The organism is Mesorhizobium sp. M2A.F.Ca.ET.043.05.1.1, assembly GCF_003952445.1.
Taxonomy (GTDB): Bacteria; Pseudomonadota; Alphaproteobacteria; order Rhizobiales; family Rhizobiaceae; genus Mesorhizobium.
Genome location: NZ_CP034446.1, coordinates 5,416,802 through 5,435,717, shown reverse-complemented (window position 1 = coordinate 5,435,717; position 18,916 = coordinate 5,416,802). Strand labels below are relative to the sequence as shown.

Here is an 18,916-nt window from a genome sequence, read left to right as displayed (position 1 = left end):
GAGGTCGTTTTCGGGAAGGTTCGAAGAGCAGACAAGTGATTCACCGCTTGATGCCTTGGAGTAGCGCAGCCGCGACCCGGCCACAACCGCGCTTTGCGGGTAGCCCTGCCGCCTCGCGCCAATGTCGCATCGAAAAGCCATGGCTGGCACACTGGCTGGAGAGCCCGGCTGCTATGGTTCGATACATCCATTGCCGGCAGCGACCGCAAAAGGAGCCTTCACATGATCGACCAAGCCACGCTCATCACCTACATCGCGGTCGTGTTCGGCTTCGTCTTCATTCCGGGACCGGCGACGCTGCTCACCGTGGCGCGCGCGACGAGCTCGGGCACGAAGGTCGGCCTCGCCACCGGCGCCGGCGTTGCCGCGGGCGATGTCATCCACACCATCATGGCCATTGTCGGCATCTCGGCCATCATCGCCGCCTCGGCGATGCTGTTCAGCATCGTCAAATATATTGGTGCTGCCTATCTCGTTTATCTCGGCATCCGCGCCATGCTCGAGAAGGCGCCGGCCGATCTGGCGGGCAGGACGCTGCCGATCTCGGCGGGAAAAGCCTTCCGGCAGGCGATCCTGACCGAAGTGCTCAACCCGAAGACCGCTCTGTTCTTCCTCGCCTTCCTGCCGCAATTCGTCCACCCGCAAGGCGGTTTCGTGGTGCTGCAACTGATGCTGCTCGGCATCATCTTCGTCCTGCTCGGTCTCTTCAGCACGGTGGTCTTCGCCGTCAGCGCGGGCGGACTGGGCTCCTTCCTGCGCCGCAATCCGGCAGTGCTGAAATGGCAAGGCAAGGTGGTCGGCGGCATCTATTGCGCCCTCGGCATACGGCTCGCGCTGCAGCAGCGCTGAGTTTTTCCCGCCCGCCGCCAGTCGGTCGCCGTTAAACCTATCTTCACCATGCTGCGGCACAGTTGCTGTCCTGCGGCGATGTTTGAGTACCGCGGCGGCGCAACCAGCGCCCAGGCAACAGGCCCGCGCTTTACGGCGCGGGCTTTTCCTTTGAGCGGCGGATACTCAGCCGAGGAAATCGGCCCGGTGAGGCGCGAAGCTGTCGACCAGGCGCCCGGCCTCCAGCGCCTTGACGCCATGCACGAGATTGGAAGGCACGATGAAGCTGCTTCCGGTCTCGAGGATTTCCGATCGGCCGTCGATGGTGACCTGGAAGCGGCCCTCGGCGACATAGCTTGCCTGGACATGCGGATGCGAATGCAGAGCGCCGACGCCGCCCTTCTCGAAAGCGAATTCGACCATCATCAGTTCATCCGTATGCACCAGCACGCGCCGGCGATTGCCGTCCGGCGTCGGTTCCCAGGCTTTCGCGCCTGCGTGTGAGAAAATATCGTTCATTGTCCAATTTCCATTCGAAGCATGCCGTTCCTCCCTGCCAAAACCATGGGCGCTCGGCTCAGAGCCGGTAGGCCTTCTTGGCAAGTGTATAGGCAAGATCGCGCGCCAGTTCATGCGCCTCGTCCTCGCGCAGCCGATGCTCGGCGACCAGCCGCGCCAGGAAGGCGCAGTCGACGCGGCGCGCGACGTCGTGCCGCGCCGGGATCGACGGAAAGGCGCGCGTGTCGTCGTTGAAGCCGACGGTGTTGTAAAAACCGGCCGTCTCGGTGGTCATCTCGCGGAAGCGGCGCATGCCTTCCGGGCTGTCGTGGAACCACCAGGCCGGCCCCAGCTTCAGCGCCGGATAGACGCCGGCGAGCGGCGCCAGCTCGCGCGCGTAGCTCGACTCGTCCAGGGTGAACAGGATGATCGTGAGGTCGCGCTCCAGCCCGACGCAGTCGAGCAGCGGCTTCAGCGCCGTCACATAGTCGGCGCGCGTCGGGATATCGAAGCCCTTGTCGCGGCCGAATTTCTGGAAAACGGCAGGGGAATGATTGCGCCATGATCCGGGATGGATCTGCATCACCAAGCCGTCGTCGCGGCTCATCTTGGCCATTTCGGTCAGCATTTGCGCCCTGAACAGCCGCCGCTCGCGCTCGTCGTCGGAGCCGCGGCGGATACGGTTGAACAGCTCCTCGGCCGCCGCGTCGGAGAGATTGGCGGTCTCGGCGGTCGGATGGCCGTGATCGGACGAGGTGGCGCCGAATTGCTTGAAATAGGCGCGGCGCTTCCGATGCGCTTCGAGATAGCCCGTCCATGTGCCGGTATCGCATCCGGTGATGTCGCCGAGGCGATCGAGATTGGCCGAAAACCCTTCGAAATCGGGATCGACCACCGCGTCCGGCCGGTAGGCCGTGACGACGCGGCCGCTCCAGCCGCTGTCGCGGATCGTCCGGTGCCATTTGAGATCGTCGAGCGCGCCGTCGGTCGTGGCGATCACCTCGATGTTGAAGCGCTCGAACAGCGCGCGCGGACGATAGTCTTCGCGTTGCAGCAGCGTGGCGATCGTATCGTAGGTGCGGTCGGCACTGGCAGCGGTGAGCGGCTCCTCGATGCCGAACAGATGCGCGAACACATGGTCGAGCCAGAGCCGGGTCGGCGTGCCTCGGAAGAGATAGTAATGCTCGGCGAAGCGACGCCAGATCGCCCGGCCGTCGGTCTCGACCGGCGCGCCATCGAGCGGCGGCACGCCGAGTTCTTCCAGCCGCAAGCCCTGGCTGAACAGCATGCGAAGAACGTAATGGTCCGGCACGATCAGCAATTGCGCCGGATCGGGGAACGGCTCGTTGAGCGCATACCAGCGCGGGTCGGTATGAGCGTGCGGGCTGACGATGGGCAGGTCTTTCACGCCGGCATAAAGGGCGCGGGCCAGTGCGCGCGAATTCGCCTCGGGGGGAAACAGCAGATCGGGATCGGTCAATGCGGCCACTTGGCTCCTCCCGGATTGGGTCGAAGCAGGATCTCGAACCGAAGGCCGGCGAACGCGAAAAGCGGAAACCGGTTCCGGAAAAGACCATGCCCCGACAAAGAGTTAGACCGCAATGGCGATTCGACGAAACGTCATCTTGATCTAACGGTGTATCTGTCGGAGGCAATATCAACATACAAAACGATCGATTGCATGGCGGCTCTCAAAAGCAACGCAGCCATTGTGCGCGCCGACAGCGGATGTTACGTCGCTGCCATCGTTTTCACCCGGCATCAGGCGGGCAACCCGATCGGAGACTTCGCTTCCCATGAATGGTCGCCTGTCCAACGTCACCATCGCGAAGCTACCGGCCGAAGTCCTTGTTCCTCGCTACGCCCGTAATTCCGTCACGCCCGGCATCGTCCATCTTGGCGTCGGCGCCTTTCATCGCGCCCACCAGGCTGCCTATGTCGACGCCTGCCTGGCGGATGGCGAGAGCAATTGGGGCATCGTCGGCGTCTCGCTGCGCAGCCCCGACACGCGCGACGCGCTCAAGCCGCAGGACGGGCTCTACACGCTTGCGATCAGGGACAGCGCCGGCGAACAGCTGCAGGTGATCGGCTCGATCCAGTCCTTGCTCGTCGCTCCGGAGGATCCCGGCGCGGTGCTCGCCGCGCTGACCGACCCGCGCATCCGTATCGTGACGCTGACCATCACCGAGAAGGCTTATCTCAGGGCAGCAGACGGCACGCTCGACAGCGCGCACCCCGACATCGTCCACGATCTCGCCAACCCCGGATCCCCGAGGACGGCGCATGGCTTTCTCGCCGAGTCACTGGCGCGCCGCAGCATTGCCGGCACGCCGCCTTTCACGGTGCTCTGCTGCGACAACCTTCCCGCCAACGGCGCCACGCTGCACCGGCTGCTGATCGAATTCGCCAAGCTGCGCGATGCCGATCTTGGGCGCCATGTCGCCGACGAGGTCGCCTTCCCGTCCTCCATGGTCGACCGCATCGTGCCGGCGACAACGGATGCCGACCGGACGCGCATCGGCCAACAGCTCGGCGTCGAGGATGCCTGGCCGGTGATGACCGAGCCCTTCCGCCAATGGGTGATCGAGGATCGTTTCCCGGCCGGCCGGCCGGCCTGGGAGAGATTCGGCGTCACCATGGTCGAGGATGTCGGCCCCTTCGAGGATATGAAGCTGAGGCTGCTCAACGGCGCGCATTCAGGCATCGCCTATCTCGGCCTGCTCAGCGGCCATGCCACGGTCGACCGCGCCTTCGCCGATCCGGCAATCCGGCGGTTCGTCGACCGGCTTTGGGCCGAAGCTATTCCGACGCTGCCGCAGGATGCCGGGCTCGACACAACCGCCTACACAGCCGAGCTCGCAGATCGGTTTTCGAACACCGCGCTCGCCCACCGCACCGCGCAGATCGCTAATGACGGCAGCCAGAAGCTGCCGCAACGCATCGTCGCTTCAGCGCTTGCCAGGCTGGAGGCGGGCCTGCTGCCGGAACATCTGTCGCTGGTTGTCGCCGCCTGGATCGCGGCATGCGCCGCGCGCGGCGGTGCTTTGCCAGAAGGCCATTTCACCGACCCGCTCGACGCCGCCCTGAATGAACTGTTCGGCCGGGATCTGCCAACGGCAAAGATGACCGAAGCCGTGTTCGACCTCGCCGGCTTCGCCATAGGGCACGCGGAGCGCCAGCGGTTGATCGAGTTTGTCGCCACGCATCTGGTCCATTTCAAGCAAGGCGGTCCGAAGCTGGCCTTTGCCGCGCTCGGCATTGGCAACGAGCCGCCCAGGCTGGCCGAGTAGCTACCCGCCCGCCGACCCGCCGGATTGCGCCCCAAGCAGCGCGAAACTGTCTTGCAACAGCAAACAAAAAAGCGGGGCAAGCCCGCTTTTTCAATCTCGCATTTTCAACAACGATCAGGCCGGCAGCAGCGCGCCTTCCAGCGTGGTGAGCTGGGCGAGGAACTGCTCGGCGCGGCTGCGCGCCACGTCGTCCTTGGCGTCGGCGGCGTCTTCCTTGGCGTCCTGGATGCGACGCGCCAGGTCCGCACGGTCGATGTCGTTCACATGCACCGCCGATTCGGCAAGCAGCGTGCAGCCGGACGGCAGGATGTCGGCGAAACCGCCGAACACAACGTAGCGGTCTTCCTTGCCGCTGGCCGCCTTCACCGTGACGACGCCGGGCTTGATGGTGGTCATGACCGGCGCGTGCTGCGCCATCACCGTCATCTCGCCTTCGGCGCCCGGAATGACGACGGACTCGACCTGCTCGGAGACGAGCAGCCGTTCCGGCGAGACCAGTTCGAACTTGAAAGCTTCAGCCATGATCAATTTAGTGAGTAGGGAATAGTGAGTAGGGAGTAGGGAGAGGACATCTGTCCTGATCACCCAGCTGCTTATTCACTACCGACTACTGACTACTCCCTATTGCCTCAATTATGCCGCTTCAGCCGCCAGGCGCTGCGCCTTCTCGACCGCCTCGTCGATGCCGCCGACCATATAGAAGGCGGCTTCCGGCAGGTGGTCGTAGTCGCCAGCGCAGAGGCCCTTGAAGCCCTTGATGGTGTCGGCGAGGTCTACCAGCTTGCCCGGCGAGCCGGTGAAGACTTCGGCGACGAAGAACGGCTGCGACAGGAAGCGCTCGATCTTGCGGGCGCGGGCCACTGTCTGCTTGTCCTCTTCGGACAGCTCGTCCATGCCCAGGATGGCGATGATGTCCTGCAGCGACTTGTAGCGCTGAAGGATCGACTGCACCTGGCGGGCGACCTGATAGTGTTCCTCGCCGACGACCATCGGGTCGAGCATGCGCGAGGTCGAATCGAGCGGGTCGACGGCCGGATAGATGCCCTTTTCCGAGATCGCGCGGTTGAGCACGGTCGTCGCATCAAGGTGCGCGAAGGAGGTCGCCGGCGCCGGGTCGGTCAAGTCGTCGGCCGGCACGTAGATCGCCTGCACCGAGGTGATCGAGCCCTTTGTCGTCGTCGTGATGCGTTCCTGCAGCGCGCCCATGTCGGTGGCCAGCGTCGGCTGGTAACCCACGGCGGAAGGAATGCGGCCGAGCAGCGCCGACACTTCCGAGCCCGCCTGCGTGAAGCGGAAGATGTTGTCGACGAAGAACAGCACGTCCTGGCCCTGGTCGCGGAAATATTCGGCGACCGTCAGACCGGTAAGGCCGACGCGGGCGCGGGCGCCCGGCGGTTCGTTCATCTGGCCGTACACGAGCGCCGCCTTCGAGCCCTGGCCGCCGCCCTTCTTGTTGACGCCCGATTCGATGAACTCGTGATAGAGGTCGTTGCCTTCGCGGGTGCGCTCGCCGACGCCGGCGAACACCGAGAAGCCGCCGTGGGCCTTGGCGACGTTGTTGATCAGTTCCTGGATCAGCACGGTCTTGCCGACGCCGGCGCCGCCGAACAGGCCGATCTTGCCGCCGCGGGCGTAAGGCGCCAAGAGGTCGAGAACCTTGATGCCGGTGACCAGGATCTGCGCTTCCGTCGACTGGTCGACATAGGCCGGAGCCGGCTGGTGGATGGCGCGCAGCTCGACGGCGTCGACCGGACCGGCCTCGTCGACCGGCTCGCCGATGACGTTGATGATGCGGCCGAGCATGCCCGGACCCACCGGAACCGAGATCGGCGCGCCGGTGTCAAAGACGTCCTGGCCGCGGACCAGGCCTTCGGTCGAGTCCATGGCGATGCAGCGCACGGTGTTCTCGCCGAGATGCTGGGCGACCTCGAGCACGAGGCGGTTGCCGACATTGTCGGTTTCCAGCGCGTTCAGAATGGCCGGCAGGTGATCTTCGAACTGCACGTCGACCACGGCGCCGATGACCTGGCGGACTTTGCCGGCGGCGCCGACGCGCTTGGCCGCGACGCTCGCCGCGGAAGCCGCGGCCTTGGCCGGAGCGGCCGCCTTCTTCGCCGGAGCGGCGGCCTTCGCGGCTGCTGCCGGGGCCTTTGCCGCTTTCGGGGCCGATGCCTCCTTGGCCGCGGTCTTCGGGGTAGCTGCTTTCGCCATCGTCTTTGCCCTTTTCGTCTATCCGTTGTTCACGCCGCTGCGAGGCCTTTGGGACCCCGCCCGCGCGCGCCTAGAGCGCCTCGGCGCCCGAAATGATTTCGATCAGTTCCTTGGTGATCTGCGCCTGCCGCTGGCGGTTGTAGGTGATCGACAGCCTGTTGATCATGTCGCCGGCATTGCGCGTCGCATTATCCATCGCGCTCATCTTGGCGCCCATCTCGCCGGCCGCGTTTTCGAGCAGCGCCCGGAAAATCTGCACCGCGATGTTGCGCGGGATGAGGTCGGAGAGGATCTCGCCCGGCTCCGGCTCGTATTCGTAGACCGCGGTGGCGCCGTTGCCCGTCGCGGCGGCGGCCGAGGCCTGTGCCGCCGGGATGATCTGCTGCGCCGTCGGGATCTGGCTGATCACCGACTTGAACTGCGAATAGAACAGCGTGCAGATGTCGAAGCCGCCTTCGTTGAACAGGTGGATGACCTTGCGCGCGATCGCATCGGCGTTGACGAAGCCGAGCGTCTTGACCTCGCGCAGGTCGACGCGTTCGAGGATCAGCGCGCCGTAGTCGCGGCGCAGGATGTCGAAACCCTTCTTGCCAACGCAGATGATCTTGACCTGCTTGCCGTCGGCCAGAAGCCTGCGGATATGGTCGCGGGCAAGCCGTGCGATCTGCGAGTTGAAGCCGCCGCACAGGCCGCGCTCTGCGGTGCAGACGATGAGCAGATGCACATCATCCCGGCCGGTTCCGGTCATCAGCGCCGGGGCATCGCCGCCGCCGCCGATCGCCTGGGTGATGTTGGCCAGAACCGCGCCCATGCGCTCGGAATAGGGTCGGGCGGCTTCCGCCGCCTCCTGCGCGCGACGCAGCTTCGCCGCGGCGACCATCTGCATCGCCTTGGTGATCTTCTGCGTCGCCTTGACCGAGGCGATGCGGTTACGAAGGTCTTTTAACGAAGCCATGCTTCAAACCTGATCCCGTGCGTCCGGCTTCGTTCAAGCGAAGGTCTTGGCGAAAGCGTCGATTTCCGCCTTCAGCTTGGCGCGCAGATCGTCCGACAGCGCCTTCTCCTTGCGGATGCCGTCGAGCACGTCCTTGCCGGCCGAGCGCATGTGGCTGAGCAGGCCATGCTCGAACTTGCCGACCTGATTGAGCGGCAGCTTGTCGAGATAGCCGTTGACGCCGGCGAAGATCACCGCGACCTGCTCTTCCGTCTTGAGCGGCGAGAATTGCGGCTGCTTGAGCAGCTCCGTCAGCCGCGAACCGCGGTTCAAGAGACGCTGCGTGGCGGCGTCGAGGTCCGAGCCGAACTGCGCGAAGGCCGCCATCTCGCGGTACTGCGCGAGCTCGCCCTTGATCGAGCCCGCGACCTGCTTCATCGCCTTGACCTGCGCCGACGAGCCGACGCGCGACACCGACAGGCCGACATTCACCGCCGGGCGGATGCCCTGGAAGAACAGGTTGGTCTCGAGGAAGATCTGGCCGTCGGTGATCGAGATCACGTTGGTCGGGATGTAGGCCGACACGTCGTTGGCCTGCGTCTCGATGACCGGCAGCGCGGTCAGCGAGCCGGCGCCATTGTCGTCGTTGAGCTTGGCGGCGCGCTCGAGCAGGCGCGAGTGCAGGTAGAAGACGTCGCCCGGATAGGCTTCGCGGCCCGGCGGGCGGCGCAGCAAGAGCGACATCTGGCGATACGCGACGGCCTGCTTCGACAGGTCGTCATAGCTGATCAGCGCATGCATGCCGTTGTCGCGGAAATACTCGCCCATGGTGCAGCCGGCGAACGGCGCCAGGAACTGCATCGGCGCCGGGTCGGACGCGGTGGCGGCGATGATGATGGAGTAGTCGAGCGCGCCGCGCTCCTCCAGCACCTTGACGAACTGCGCGACGGTCGAGCGCTTCTGGCCGACGGCGACGTAGACGCAGTAGAGCTTTTCCTTCTCCGGGCCGTTGTCGTGCACCGACTTCTGGTTCAGCATCGTGTCCAGGATGATGGCGGTCTTGCCGGTCTGGCGGTCGCCGATGACCAGCTCGCGCTGGCCGCGGCCGACCGGGATCAGCGCGTCGATGGCCTTGAGGCCGGTCGACATCGGCTCATGCACCGACTTGCGCGGAATGATGCCGGGCGCCTTGACGTCGACGCGCTTGCGCTCGGTGGCCTGGATCGGACCCTTGCCGTCGATCGGGTTGCCGAGCGCGTCGACGACGCGGCCGAGCAGGCCGGGGCCGACCGGAACGTCGACGATGGCGCCCGTGCGCTTGACGGTGTCGCCTTCCTTGATGTCGCGGTCGTTGCCGAAGATGACGACGCCGACATTGTCGGCTTCGAGGTTCAGCGCCATGCCGCGGATGCCGCCCGGGAACTCGACCATCTCGCCGGCCTGGACATTGTCGAGGCCGTAGACGCGGGCGATGCCGTCACCGACGGACAGAACCTGACCGACTTCGGAGACCTCGGCCTCCTTGCCGAAATTCTTGATCTGGTCTTTCAGAATTGCGGAAATTTCCGCGGCGCGGATGTCCATCAGCCGACCTCTTTCAGTGCAAGCTTGAGCGAATTGAGTTTGGTTTTGAGCGACGTATCGATCTGGCGCGAGCCCATCTTGACGATCAGGCCGCCGAGCAGCGACGGATCGACGGTCATGGCGATGGCCACATCCTTGCCGGCGATGCTCTTCAGCGTCGCCTTCAGTTCAGTCTGCTGCGCGGCCGTCAGCGCATGCGCCGAGATGACCTCGGCGGAAGCCTCGCCGCGATGGTCGGCGGCGATCTGGCGGAACGCCTTGATCATGCCGGGCACCGCGAACAGGCGACGGTTCCTCGCGACGACGCGCAGGAAATTGCCGACCAGACCGGTAATGCCTGCCTTGTCGACGATGGCGGCGATGGCCTTGGCCTGGTCCTCGCTGGAGAACACCGGGCTGTCGATCAGCCGCTTGAGATCGTCGCTGCCGTTGAGCATCGCCTCGAAGCTCGTGAGGTCGGCCTCGACCTTGGCGACTGAATTGTCCTGCAGAGCAAGCTCGAACAGCGAGCCTGCGTAGCGTTCTGCGACAGCTGAGATTGGCGATGACGATTGGGCCACGGACCGTCTTTTCTCTTGTCTGACAGGCCGCAGATTGTTGGCGCGAGCGGGAACTCTGGCTAAATCTTTGACCTTACTGCATTTTTCCAAGCACGGAGGTGCGGCTTCCGCTATCCCCGGTCGAAAGTCGATTGCCGTCTAGCACAGGCTTTTTAAGACCGCAATGCATCGTCCGGCATGGTTTTCAGGCACTTTTGTCGCATCAGGCGGCAGAGTCCAGCGGAAGTGCTGGATTCATGGCACAAAGCCGAAGGCGAAGGCGAGCGGCAGGGCCGCAAGCGCCAGCTCGACAACGATCGAAACCCAGTTGAACGGCGTGTTGGCGCCGTCCGACATCATCGACAGCAGGCGGCCGAAGGCGGTGAAGAGCCATGAGAAGCCCAGCGCCATGTAGAGCAGCGGCTGCGCCAGAAGAATGCAGCACAGGCTGACGCCGAGATAGAAGCCCGACATGCGGCCGCGCCCTTCGGCGATTGCCGCCGCTTTCTCCGGCCTCGGCTGCAGCCGCAGCACGCGAAAGGCAAGCCCCGGCGCCAGGAACAGGAAGAGGCCGAGCGCCAGGGTCACGACGGCGCTCGACCAGGCCAGCCATTCGCCCTGGCTCGCGGGCCACGGAAACGCGAAATCCATAAAGTCCCCCCATATTTCTTGCTCTGAAACACCGGCATTCTAGCGAGGGAATGAAAGCGCGCCAGAGCATGGCCGGCACATTAGGTAAAGCGCATCAGGCGAGCGCGAAGTCGACCGCGGCCTCGGCATGGATGCGTGTGGTGTCGAACACCGGAATGTCGAAATCGCCCTGCCCGATCAGCATGGTGATCTCGGTGCAGCCCATGATGACGCTGTCGACCTGATCGGTGCGGCGCATCCGGCCGACCTCATCGAGATAGGCGGATTTCGAGTCGGGTCTGACGATGCCCTGGCAGAGCTCGTCATAGATCACCTTGTGCACCATGTCGCGGCCGGCCTGGTTCGGCACCGCCGGCTCGAGGCCGTATTTGTCCACGAGACGGCCTTTGTAGAAATCCTGCTCCATGGTGAAGCGCGTCGCGAGCAGCGCCGGACGGCTAACCCCAGCTTCAACGACAGCGCGTCCGGTGGCGTCGGCGATATGGATGAGCGGGATCGAGATGGCCGCCTGCACCGCGTCGGCCAGCTTGTGCATGGTGTTGGTGCAGATCACCAGGCCTTCCGCGCCGCCCGCCTCCAACCTTCGGGCCGCCTCCACCAAAAGCGCGCCGGCGCCTTCCCAGTCGCCCGCATGCTGCCGTTCGGCGATCTCGGCGAAATCAAACGACCACAACAACAGCTTCGCCGAATGCAGCCCGCCCAGCCGCTCGCGCACGATCTCGTTGAGCAGGCGATAATAGATCGCCGTCGATTCCCAGCTCATGCCGCCGATCAGGCCAAGGGTTTTCATAGCGACCACTCCGTTGGGACTGTCTCCCGCTTATAGGAAGCTCTGCGGGTCGATGTCGACCTGCACGCGAACCGAGCCGCGCAGCTTCGGGCCCTCAGCCAGCATGGCGCGGATGAAGCCTTGCATGTCGGCGCGCCGTTCGCCCTGGACAAGCAAGCGGAAGCGGTGCCGGCCGCCGATCAGCGACAGCGGCGCCTCGGCTGGGCCGAGCACGAACAAGTCCGAAGCCTGGGGCGCCACGCGGCGCAAGCCTCGTGCATGGCCCTCGGCCTCGCCCCGCGTCGCCGCGCTCACAATGATGCCGGCGAGCCGGCCGAAGGGCGGCAGTCCTGCCCGCTCGCGCTCGGCGATCTCGCGCTCGTAAAAAGCTTCCGAATCGCCCGAAACGATCGCCCGCATCACCGGGTGATCCGGCTGATAGGTCTGCAACAGGCCGAGGCTCTTCTTGCCGGTGCGGCCGGCGCGTCCCGTCACCTGGCTGAGCAGCTGGAAGGTGCGCTCGGCGGCACGCGGATCGCCGTTGGCCAGCCCGAGATCGGCGTCGACCACGCCGACAAGCGTCATGCCGGGAAAATTGTGCCCCTTGGCGACGAGCTGTGTGCCGATGACGATGTCGGCCTCGCCATTGGCGACGGCCTCCAGCTCCAGCCGCAGCCGGCGCACGCCGCCCAGAAGGTCGGACGACAGCACGATGGTGCGGGCATCCGGGAAATGGGCGACCACTTCCTCGGCGATTCGCTCGACACCCGGCCCGCAGGCCACCAGATGATCGAGCGTGCCGCATTCCGGGCAAGCCTCCGGCCGCCGCTCATTGTGGCCGCAATGATGGCAGACGAGCTGGCCGCGAAAGCGATGCTCGACAAGCCAGGCCGAGCAGACCGGGCAGCCGAAGCGATGGCCGCAGACGCGGCAGAGCGTCAGCGGCGCATAGCCGCGCCGGTTGAGGAAGAGCAGCGACTGCTCCTTCCTCTCCAGCGTGCGCTGCATCTGTTCAAGCAGGATCGGCGACAGGAAGCCGCCGCGCGCAGGTGGCGAACGCCGCATGTCGATCGATTTCAGATCGGGGAGTGCTGCTTCCGCGAAACGCGACGACAGCACGGCCCGGTCGTAGCGGCCCTGGCTGGCGTTGACCCGGCTTTCGACCGACGGCGTGGCCGAGGCGAGCACGACGGGAAAGCCGCCGATATGGCCGCGCACCACCGCCATGTCGCGCGCATTGTAGAAGACGCGGTCCTCCTGCTTGTAGGCGGGATCATGCTCCTCGTCGACGACGATCAGGCCGAGTTCCTTGAACGGCAGGAACAGCGCCGAGCGCGCGCCGGCGACGACGCGCACGCCGCCTTCGGCCACTTGCCGCCAGACCCGTTCGCGCATCCGCGGCGGCAGGTCGGAATGCCACTCCGCCGGCTTGGCGCCGAACCGGTCCTGGAAACGCTCGAGGAAGGCATGCGTCAGCGCGATTTCCGGCAACAGGATCAGCACCTGCCTGCCCTTGTCGAGCGCCGCCGCCACCGCTTCGAAATAGACCTCCGTCTTGCCCGAGCCGGTGACGCCGTCGAGCAGGGTGACGTTGAAGGCATCGGCGGCGATTGCCGCGCGCAGCTTCTCCGCCGCAGCTTCCTGGTCCGGCATCAATTCCGGCACGGCATGAGCGGGGTCGGGCGCCGCCACCACCGGCCGCGGCGGGATCATCACCGTCTCGAACACGCCCTGCGCCCGCAATCCGTCGATCACGGTCGAGGACACGCCCGCGGCATGCGCCAGTCCCGAGCGCGTCCAGGCTAGTCCGCCCTCGGCCGTCTCCAGCACGCGTCGCCGCGCGTCCGTCAACCGGTCCGGCTCGGCCAGCGTGCGCTGCAACCCTTCGATCCATGGCTCCGGGTCGAAAGCCTCCGGCGCGCGCAGTAGCATCCGCGCCACCATGCCCGGCGCCGACAGCGTGTAATGCGCGATCCAATCGACGAAGCGGCGCATGGCGCGGTCGATCGGCGGGCAGTCGAAGACCTCTTCGATCGGCCGCAATTTCTTCGCATCGACCATTTCGACCGCGCCGTCCCAGACAATGCCGGCCACCTGGCGCGGCCCGAGCGGCACGCGCACGATCGAGCCCGGCACCACGCGCATGCCGGGCGGCACGGCATAGGTGTAGGGCCGTTCGGCAGGCATCGGCACCAGCACCGGCGCGGCCGCGACAAAGGGCGAATCTTCGATCATCAGGCGTGACCTTGCCCTGACTTTGGTCTAGATCAAAGGGGACCCTCTCATCTGCCTGGCGCCCGCCGGGCAATCCCCAAGGAGACAGCCATGAAGTTTTTTGTCGACACCGCTGACATCAAGGAAATTAAGGAACTGCACGATCTGGGGCTTCTCGATGGCGTCACCACCAACCCGTCGCTGATCCTGAAATCGGGCGGCAAGATCGCCGAAGTCACCAAGCAGATCTGCGACATCGTCGAAGGCCCGGTCTCGGCCGAGGTCGTCGCGACCGAATTCAAGCAGATGATGGCCGAGGCCGAAGTGCTGGCCAAGATCGCGACCAATGTCTGCATCAAGGTGCCGCTGACGCTGGACGGCCTCAAGGCCTGCAAGACGATCCGCACCGAGATGAAGCGCATGGTCAATGTCACGCTCTGCTTCTCGGCCAACCAGGCGCTGCTCGCCGCCAAGGCCGGCGCCTCCTTCATCTCGCCCTTCGTCGGCCGCATTGACGACACCGGCTCGGACGGCATGGAGCTGATCTCGGAAATCCGCACCATCTACGACAATTACGATTTCAAGACCGAGATCCTGACCGCCTCGGTGCGCACGGTGAACCATGTCAAGCAGGCGGCGCTGATCGGCGCCGATGTCGTGACCGCGCCGCCGGCGACGCTGAAGGCGCTTGTCAACCATCCGCTGACCGACAAGGGCCTCGCCGCCTTCCTCGCCGACTGGGCCAAGACCGGCCAGAAGATCGGCTGAAGCCGACATCTTGTCAGAACAGAAAAAAGGCCGGGTGACCGGCCTTTTTTGTAGGCGCAAGCGGCGCGGAGGCGTGTTGAGATTCAGGTCAGGGCGAGCCGAAAATGCCAGTTTGCGAGAACCGGAGCGGAGCGTACTTAAAGTACGTGAGCACCGGAAGCGCAGGAAACTGGCATTTGCAGGCCGGCCTCACCTGAATATCAACATGCCTCAGGCTTTCTTGCCGTGTTTCGCCAGATCCTGCGCAATCGACAGCCGCAGCAGATCGGCCAACTCGCGCGCCGCGCGGTTCTCGGCATCGATCTGGGCGCGATAGGCCGCGAATTCCTGGCGCGGCCGGTCGAAGGACGACGGGATCGAGCGCTTCCCGACGGCGATTACCGTGTTGGTCGCGGTGTCTCTCAGCACATAGTTGGCGGTCAGCGTGACCGTGCCCGCCGTCGGCTCGTCTTCCTGGGTCTGGACCTGCACGATGGCCGCCGATTCGACCAGCTCGGTGACGCCGAGATCGAGCGTGTAGGTGGGCGAGGCCGGCTCGCCCGAACCCTGCCCGAAAGCGAAGATCAGATTGTTGCGCACTTGCTGCGCGTAACGGGTGTTGACCGGCTTGATCGAGATCGAGGCAAGCGCGGCGGAGGCGCTGAGCTGCGATCCGGGCGACAGCGGCTGGTTGGAATAGAGCGGCCGCACCGTGCAAGCCGAGACCAGCGCAAGCGCGGCGGCCATGCCGCAGACCGCCAAGTGGCCGCGCAGGCGGATCGCTTGTGACTTCACCGGATCAGGCAACGACATTGACGATCCTCTGCGGGACGATGATCACCTTGCGCGGAGCCTTACCCTCCAGTGCTTTTTGCACGAAGTCGAGAGCCAGCACCGCTTTTTCGACGGCACCTTGATCCGCGTCGCGGGCAATTGTCAAATCCCCGCGCTTCTTGCCGTTGACCTGCACCGGCAGCACGATCTCGTTGTCGACGACCAGCGCCGGATCGTAGACCGGCCAGGGCCGCTCGGCGACCATCTCGGTCCCGCCCAGCGCCTCCCAGCATTCCTCCGCCAGATGCGGCATGACCGGCGCGATGACGTGCACCAGGATCTCCACCGCCTCGCGGCAGGCGCCCTTCAGCGCGGCGTCCGCCTTGCCTTCGGCAACGTCGTTAAGCGGCGTCGCCAGCGCATTGGCAAGCTCGTAGATGCGAGCGATCGCGCGGTTGAAGCCGAGCTTCTCGATGTCTTCGCCGACCGCTTTCAGGATCTTGTGCGCGGCCTTCGACACGGCGCCCGCATCGCCATCCTTCGCCGCTGCCGGCTTCACGCCGGGCAGAGATTCGGCTGCGATCTGCACCAGGCGCCAGATGCGCTGCACGAAGCGATGCGCGCCGGCCGCGCCATCGTCTGTCCACTCGACGTCGCGCTCCGGCGGCGAGTCCGACAGCATGAACCAGCGCGCCGTGTCGGCGCCGTAGCCGTCGGTGATCTCTTCCGGGCTCACCGTGTTCTTCTTCGACTTCGACATCTTCTCCAGCGCGCCGATGGTCGCCTCCTCGCCGGTGGCGATCTCGAAGGCGAGGCGCTTGCCGCCGACATCCTCGAGCCTGACCTCGCTCGGCGACAGCCAGCGGCCGTTGTTGGACGGGCCGCCGACGCGGTAGGTCTCGTGCACCACCATGCCCTGCGTGAACAGGCCCTTGAACGGCTCCGCCAGATTGAGGTGACCGGTCTCGCGCATGGCGCGGGTGAAGAAGCGCGAATAGAGCAGATGCAGGATCGCGTGCTCGATGCCGCCGATATACTGGTCGACGGCCAGCCATTCGTCGGCCGCTTTCGGCTCGGTCGGCTCATTGGCCCAGGGCGCGGTGAAGCGCGCGAAATACCAGGACGAATCGACGAAGGTGTCCATCGTGTCGGTCTCGCGCCGCGCGTCGCGGCCGCATTGCGGGCATTTCACATGCCGCCAGGTCGGATGCCGGTCGAGCGGATTGCCGGGGCGATCGAACTCGATGTCGTCGGGCAGCTTCACCGGCAGATCGGCCTTCGGCACCGGCACCACACCGCAGGCTTCGCAATGGATCATCGGGATCGGGCAACCCCAGTAGCGCTGGCGCGAAATGCCCCAGTCGCGCAGGCGGAAATTCACCTTGCGCTCCGCCATCGGCCGGCCGCCGATCGTCTTTGCCTCCAGCAGCTTCGCCACTTCGTCGAAAGCCTGCTCCGGCTTCATGCCGTCGAGGAAGCGCGAATTGATCATCACGCCGTCGTCGACATAGGCTTCCTCGATGACCTGGAAGGTCTTGGCGTCGCCGTCTTCCGGCATCACCACCGGGATCACCGGCAGGCCGTATTTGTTGGCGAAATCAAGGTCGCGCTGGTCGCCCGATGGGCAGCCGAAAATGGCGCCCGTGCCATATTCCATCAGCACGAAATTGGCGACATAGACCGGCAGCGTCCAAGTCTCGTCGAACGGATGGACGACGCGGATGTCGGTGTCAAAACCCTTCTTCTCGGCCGTCTCCAGCGCCGCCACCGAGGTGCCCATATGGCGGACCTCCTCGATGAACTTCGCCAGCTCGACATTCTCCTCGGCGGCTTTCCGCGCCAGCGGGTGGTCGGCGGCGACCGCCATGAAGGAAGCGCCGAAGATGGTGTCGGGCCTTGTCGTATAGACTTCGAGCTCATGCGCGTCGCCAACCGGCTTTGCCAGCGGCCAGCGGATCAGCAGGCCTTCGGAGCGGCCGATCCAGTTGTGCTGCATCAGCTTGACCTTCTCCGGCCACTCCTCGAGCAGGTTGAGCGAATCCAGCAGATCCTGCGCGAAGTCGGTGATCTTGAAGAACCACTGCGTCAGCTCGCGCTGCTCGACCAACGCGCCCGAGCGCCAGCCGCGGCCGTCGATGACCTGCTCGTTGGCGAGCACCGTCATGTCCTCCGGGTCCCAGTTGACCTTAGAGGACTTGCGCGTCACCAGCCCCTTCTCGACGAAGTCGAGGAACAGCATCTGCTGACGGTGATAGTAGTCGACATCGCAAGTCGCGAACTCGCGCGCCCAGTCGAGCGACAGGCCCATCATCTTGAGCTGCTCGCGCATGATGGCGATGTTTTCGTAGGTCCAGTCCTTGGGGTGGACCTTGTTCTGCATGGCCGCGTTTTCGGCCGGCATGCCGAACGCGTCCCAGCCCATCGGATGCAGCACGTTGAAGCCCTTGGCGCGCTTGTAGCGCGCCACCACGTCGCCCATCGTATAGTTGCGTGTATGGCCGATATGGATCTTGCCCGACGGATAGGGGAACATCTCGAGCACGTAGTATTTCGGCTTCGGGTCGTCGTTCCTCGCCTCGAACAGCTTCTTTTCGGCCCAGGCCTTCTGCCATTTGGGCTCTGACGTGCGCGGATTGTAACGTTCGGTTGCCATCGGATGTTTTTCACTTAAAAGCAGGCACAGGGCGCCGGACATGGCCAAGCGCCCAAGAAAATGTCGTCGCGGTGTTCACCATGGATTGCCGGACCCGTCAACTGCGGCGAGCCGGCGCGAGCGTTAAAACTATAGGCGGATGTAGGCATGACGAGCGCCGTAGAGCAGCTTCACGCGGTCAAGGCGAGGATCGCAGGCGCCGAACGCGAGGCGAAGCGCGAGCCCGGCGCCGTTACGCTGGTGGCGGTGTCGAAGACCTTCGCGGCCGAGGACATCCGCCCCGTCATCGAGGCCGGCCAGCGCGTCTTCGGCGAGAACCGGGTGCAGGAAGCGCAGGGCAAATGGCCGGCGCTGAAGGAAGCATTTGCCGATCTGGAGCTGCATCTGATCGGCCCGCTCCAATCCAACAAGGCCAAGGAAGCCGTCGCGCTGTTCGATGTCATCGAGACCGTCGACCGCGAGAAAATCGCCGCCGAGCTTTCAAAGGAAATGACCAGGCAGGGCCAGACGCCAAGACTCTATGTCCAGGTCAACACCGGCTCCGAGCCGCAAAAGGCGGGCATCGAGCCGCGCGAGGCGGTCGCCTTCGTCAAGCGCTGCCGCGACGTTCATGGCTTGGCCATCGAAGGCCTGATGTGCATTCCGCCGGCCGATGAGAACCCCGGCCCGCATTTCGCGCTGCTGGAGAAGCTCGCCCGCGAGGCCGGCGTTGCAAAACTTTCGATGGGCATGTCCGGCGACTATGAGACTGCGATCGCCTTCGGCGCGACCAGCGTCCGGGTGGGATCGGCGATCTTCGGCAGCCGGTAGGTGCCGCGATCTGCTTGCATGACCTTTTCTAAAGCAGCTGAAAAGAATGTCGGACTGTTTTGCCGAGCGGCGCTCATGGACTGGGACCTTCAGAAAGTAGGGAAGAACCTGCCGAAATTGGTTAGGCAAGCGCGTGAAACAGGGCCGCAGACCATCACGCAACATGGGAAGCCCGTCGCCGTGGTGTTAGCGGTGGCTGACTACGAAAAGCTCATCGGCGCCAAGCCGTCACTTGCGGAATATCTTCTCTCCGGCCCTGAGTGGGACGACGCGTTCGCCGAGGAAGTCAATCGCAGACCTGAGACGATGATCCGAGACATCGATCCCTGATTCTCTCGATGTGAGGGCCTTGAAACGAAACGGGCCGTTCCTATTTGCTTGTTGTCACTCACTCCTTCTCTCGGGGAATCCCAC

General features: G+C 64.9%; 17 protein-coding genes. 5 read left to right on the top strand and 12 right to left on the bottom strand.

Annotation, left to right across the window (positions count from 1 at the left end; genetic code table 11):
* Window positions 1-222 precede the first annotated feature (222 nt).
* Complete coding sequence (locus tag EJ069_RS26335; protein WP_126063794.1) at window positions 223-849, top strand: LysE family translocator; 627 nt, start codon at window positions 223-225, stop codon at window positions 847-849.
* A 165-nt stretch (window positions 850-1,014) separates the two neighbouring features.
* Here EJ069_RS26335 and EJ069_RS26330 read toward each other — a convergent pair whose 3' ends face one another.
* Window positions 1,015-1,347: a cupin domain-containing protein gene (locus EJ069_RS26330; protein ID WP_126063793.1), complete on the bottom strand. Its 333-nt coding sequence runs from the start codon at window positions 1,345-1,347 to the stop codon at window positions 1,015-1,017.
* Between the two features lie 58 nt (window positions 1,348-1,405).
* The gene (uxaC, locus tag EJ069_RS26325) at window positions 1,406-2,815 is read right to left on the bottom strand and encodes a glucuronate isomerase (RefSeq protein WP_126063792.1); all 1,410 of its coding nucleotides are present in this window, start codon (window positions 2,813-2,815) and stop codon (window positions 1,406-1,408) included.
* A gap of 307 nt (window positions 2,816-3,122) precedes the next feature.
* Here uxaC and EJ069_RS26320 point away from each other — a divergent pair, with 307 nt between their 5' ends.
* Window positions 3,123-4,616, top strand: a complete 1,494-nt coding sequence (locus EJ069_RS26320; protein WP_126063791.1) for a mannitol dehydrogenase family protein — start codon at window positions 3,123-3,125, stop codon at window positions 4,614-4,616.
* Window positions 4,617-4,730: 114 nt separating this feature from the next.
* On the opposite strand, the gene EJ069_RS26315 is transcribed toward EJ069_RS26320, so the two are convergent.
* From EJ069_RS26315 to EJ069_RS26280, 8 genes are all read right to left on the bottom strand, one after another.
* Window positions 4,731-5,138 carry a F0F1 ATP synthase subunit epsilon gene (locus EJ069_RS26315; protein ID WP_040991593.1) on the bottom strand — a complete coding sequence of 136 codons (408 nt, stop codon included), beginning with the start codon at window positions 5,136-5,138 and terminating at the stop codon, window positions 4,731-4,733.
* A gap of 111 nt (window positions 5,139-5,249) precedes the next feature.
* Window positions 5,250-6,827 carry a F0F1 ATP synthase subunit beta gene (gene atpD, locus EJ069_RS26310; RefSeq protein WP_040991592.1) on the bottom strand — a complete coding sequence of 526 codons (1,578 nt, stop codon included), beginning with the start codon at window positions 6,825-6,827 and terminating at the stop codon, window positions 5,250-5,252.
* Between the two features lie 70 nt (window positions 6,828-6,897).
* A complete protein-coding gene (locus tag EJ069_RS26305) occupies window positions 6,898-7,782 on the bottom strand; it encodes a F0F1 ATP synthase subunit gamma (RefSeq protein WP_126063790.1) in 885 nt (294 codons plus the stop codon).
* 33 nt (window positions 7,783-7,815) lie between these two features.
* The gene (gene atpA / locus EJ069_RS26300; RefSeq protein ID WP_126063789.1) at window positions 7,816-9,345 is read right to left on the bottom strand and encodes a F0F1 ATP synthase subunit alpha; all 1,530 of its coding nucleotides are present in this window, start codon (window positions 9,343-9,345) and stop codon (window positions 7,816-7,818) included.
* A complete protein-coding gene (locus EJ069_RS26295; RefSeq protein ID WP_126063788.1) occupies window positions 9,345-9,905 on the bottom strand; it encodes a F0F1 ATP synthase subunit delta in 561 nt (186 codons plus the stop codon). Before EJ069_RS26295 ends, atpA begins: the two co-directional genes overlap by 1 nt.
* A 234-nt stretch (window positions 9,906-10,139) precedes the next feature.
* The gene (locus EJ069_RS26290; protein ID WP_042645646.1) at window positions 10,140-10,535 is read right to left on the bottom strand and encodes a DUF4345 family protein; all 396 of its coding nucleotides are present in this window, start codon (window positions 10,533-10,535) and stop codon (window positions 10,140-10,142) included.
* Window positions 10,536-10,629: 94 nt separating this feature from the next.
* A complete protein-coding gene (locus tag EJ069_RS26285; protein WP_126063787.1) occupies window positions 10,630-11,325 on the bottom strand; it encodes an aspartate/glutamate racemase family protein in 696 nt (231 codons plus the stop codon).
* Window positions 11,326-11,355: 30 nt separating this feature from the next.
* Window positions 11,356-13,539 (bottom strand): primosomal protein N', encoded by a 2,184-nt coding sequence (locus tag EJ069_RS26280; protein WP_126063786.1) that lies wholly within the window; start codon window positions 13,537-13,539, stop codon window positions 11,356-11,358.
* Window positions 13,540-13,629: 90 nt separating this feature from the next.
* Here EJ069_RS26280 and fsa point away from each other — a divergent pair, with 90 nt between their 5' ends.
* On the top strand, window positions 13,630-14,286 hold the full coding sequence (gene fsa, locus EJ069_RS26275; RefSeq protein WP_126063785.1) for a fructose-6-phosphate aldolase: 657 nt from the start codon (window positions 13,630-13,632) through the stop codon (window positions 14,284-14,286).
* Window positions 14,287-14,496: 210 nt separating this feature from the next.
* Here fsa and lptE read toward each other — a convergent pair whose 3' ends face one another.
* Window positions 14,497-15,078, bottom strand: coding sequence for an LPS assembly lipoprotein LptE (lptE, locus tag EJ069_RS26270; RefSeq protein ID WP_126063784.1), 582 nt, complete (start codon window positions 15,076-15,078; stop codon window positions 14,497-14,499).
* Window positions 15,065-17,692: a leucine--tRNA ligase gene (gene leuS, locus EJ069_RS26265; protein WP_126063783.1), complete on the bottom strand. Its 2,628-nt coding sequence runs from the start codon at window positions 17,690-17,692 to the stop codon at window positions 15,065-15,067. The genes lptE and leuS overlap by 14 nt, the downstream gene beginning before the upstream one ends.
* 147 nt (window positions 17,693-17,839) lie before the next feature.
* On the opposite strand from leuS, the gene EJ069_RS26260 reads away from it, so the two are divergent.
* Window positions 17,840-18,502 carry a YggS family pyridoxal phosphate-dependent enzyme gene (locus EJ069_RS26260; RefSeq protein ID WP_126063782.1) on the top strand — a complete coding sequence of 221 codons (663 nt, stop codon included), beginning with the start codon at window positions 17,840-17,842 and terminating at the stop codon, window positions 18,500-18,502.
* Between the two features lie 18 nt (window positions 18,503-18,520).
* Window positions 18,521-18,832, top strand: a complete 312-nt coding sequence (locus EJ069_RS26255) for a type II toxin-antitoxin system Phd/YefM family antitoxin (protein WP_245456278.1) — start codon at window positions 18,521-18,523, stop codon at window positions 18,830-18,832.
* The last annotated feature ends 84 nt before the right edge of the window (window positions 18,833-18,916 follow it).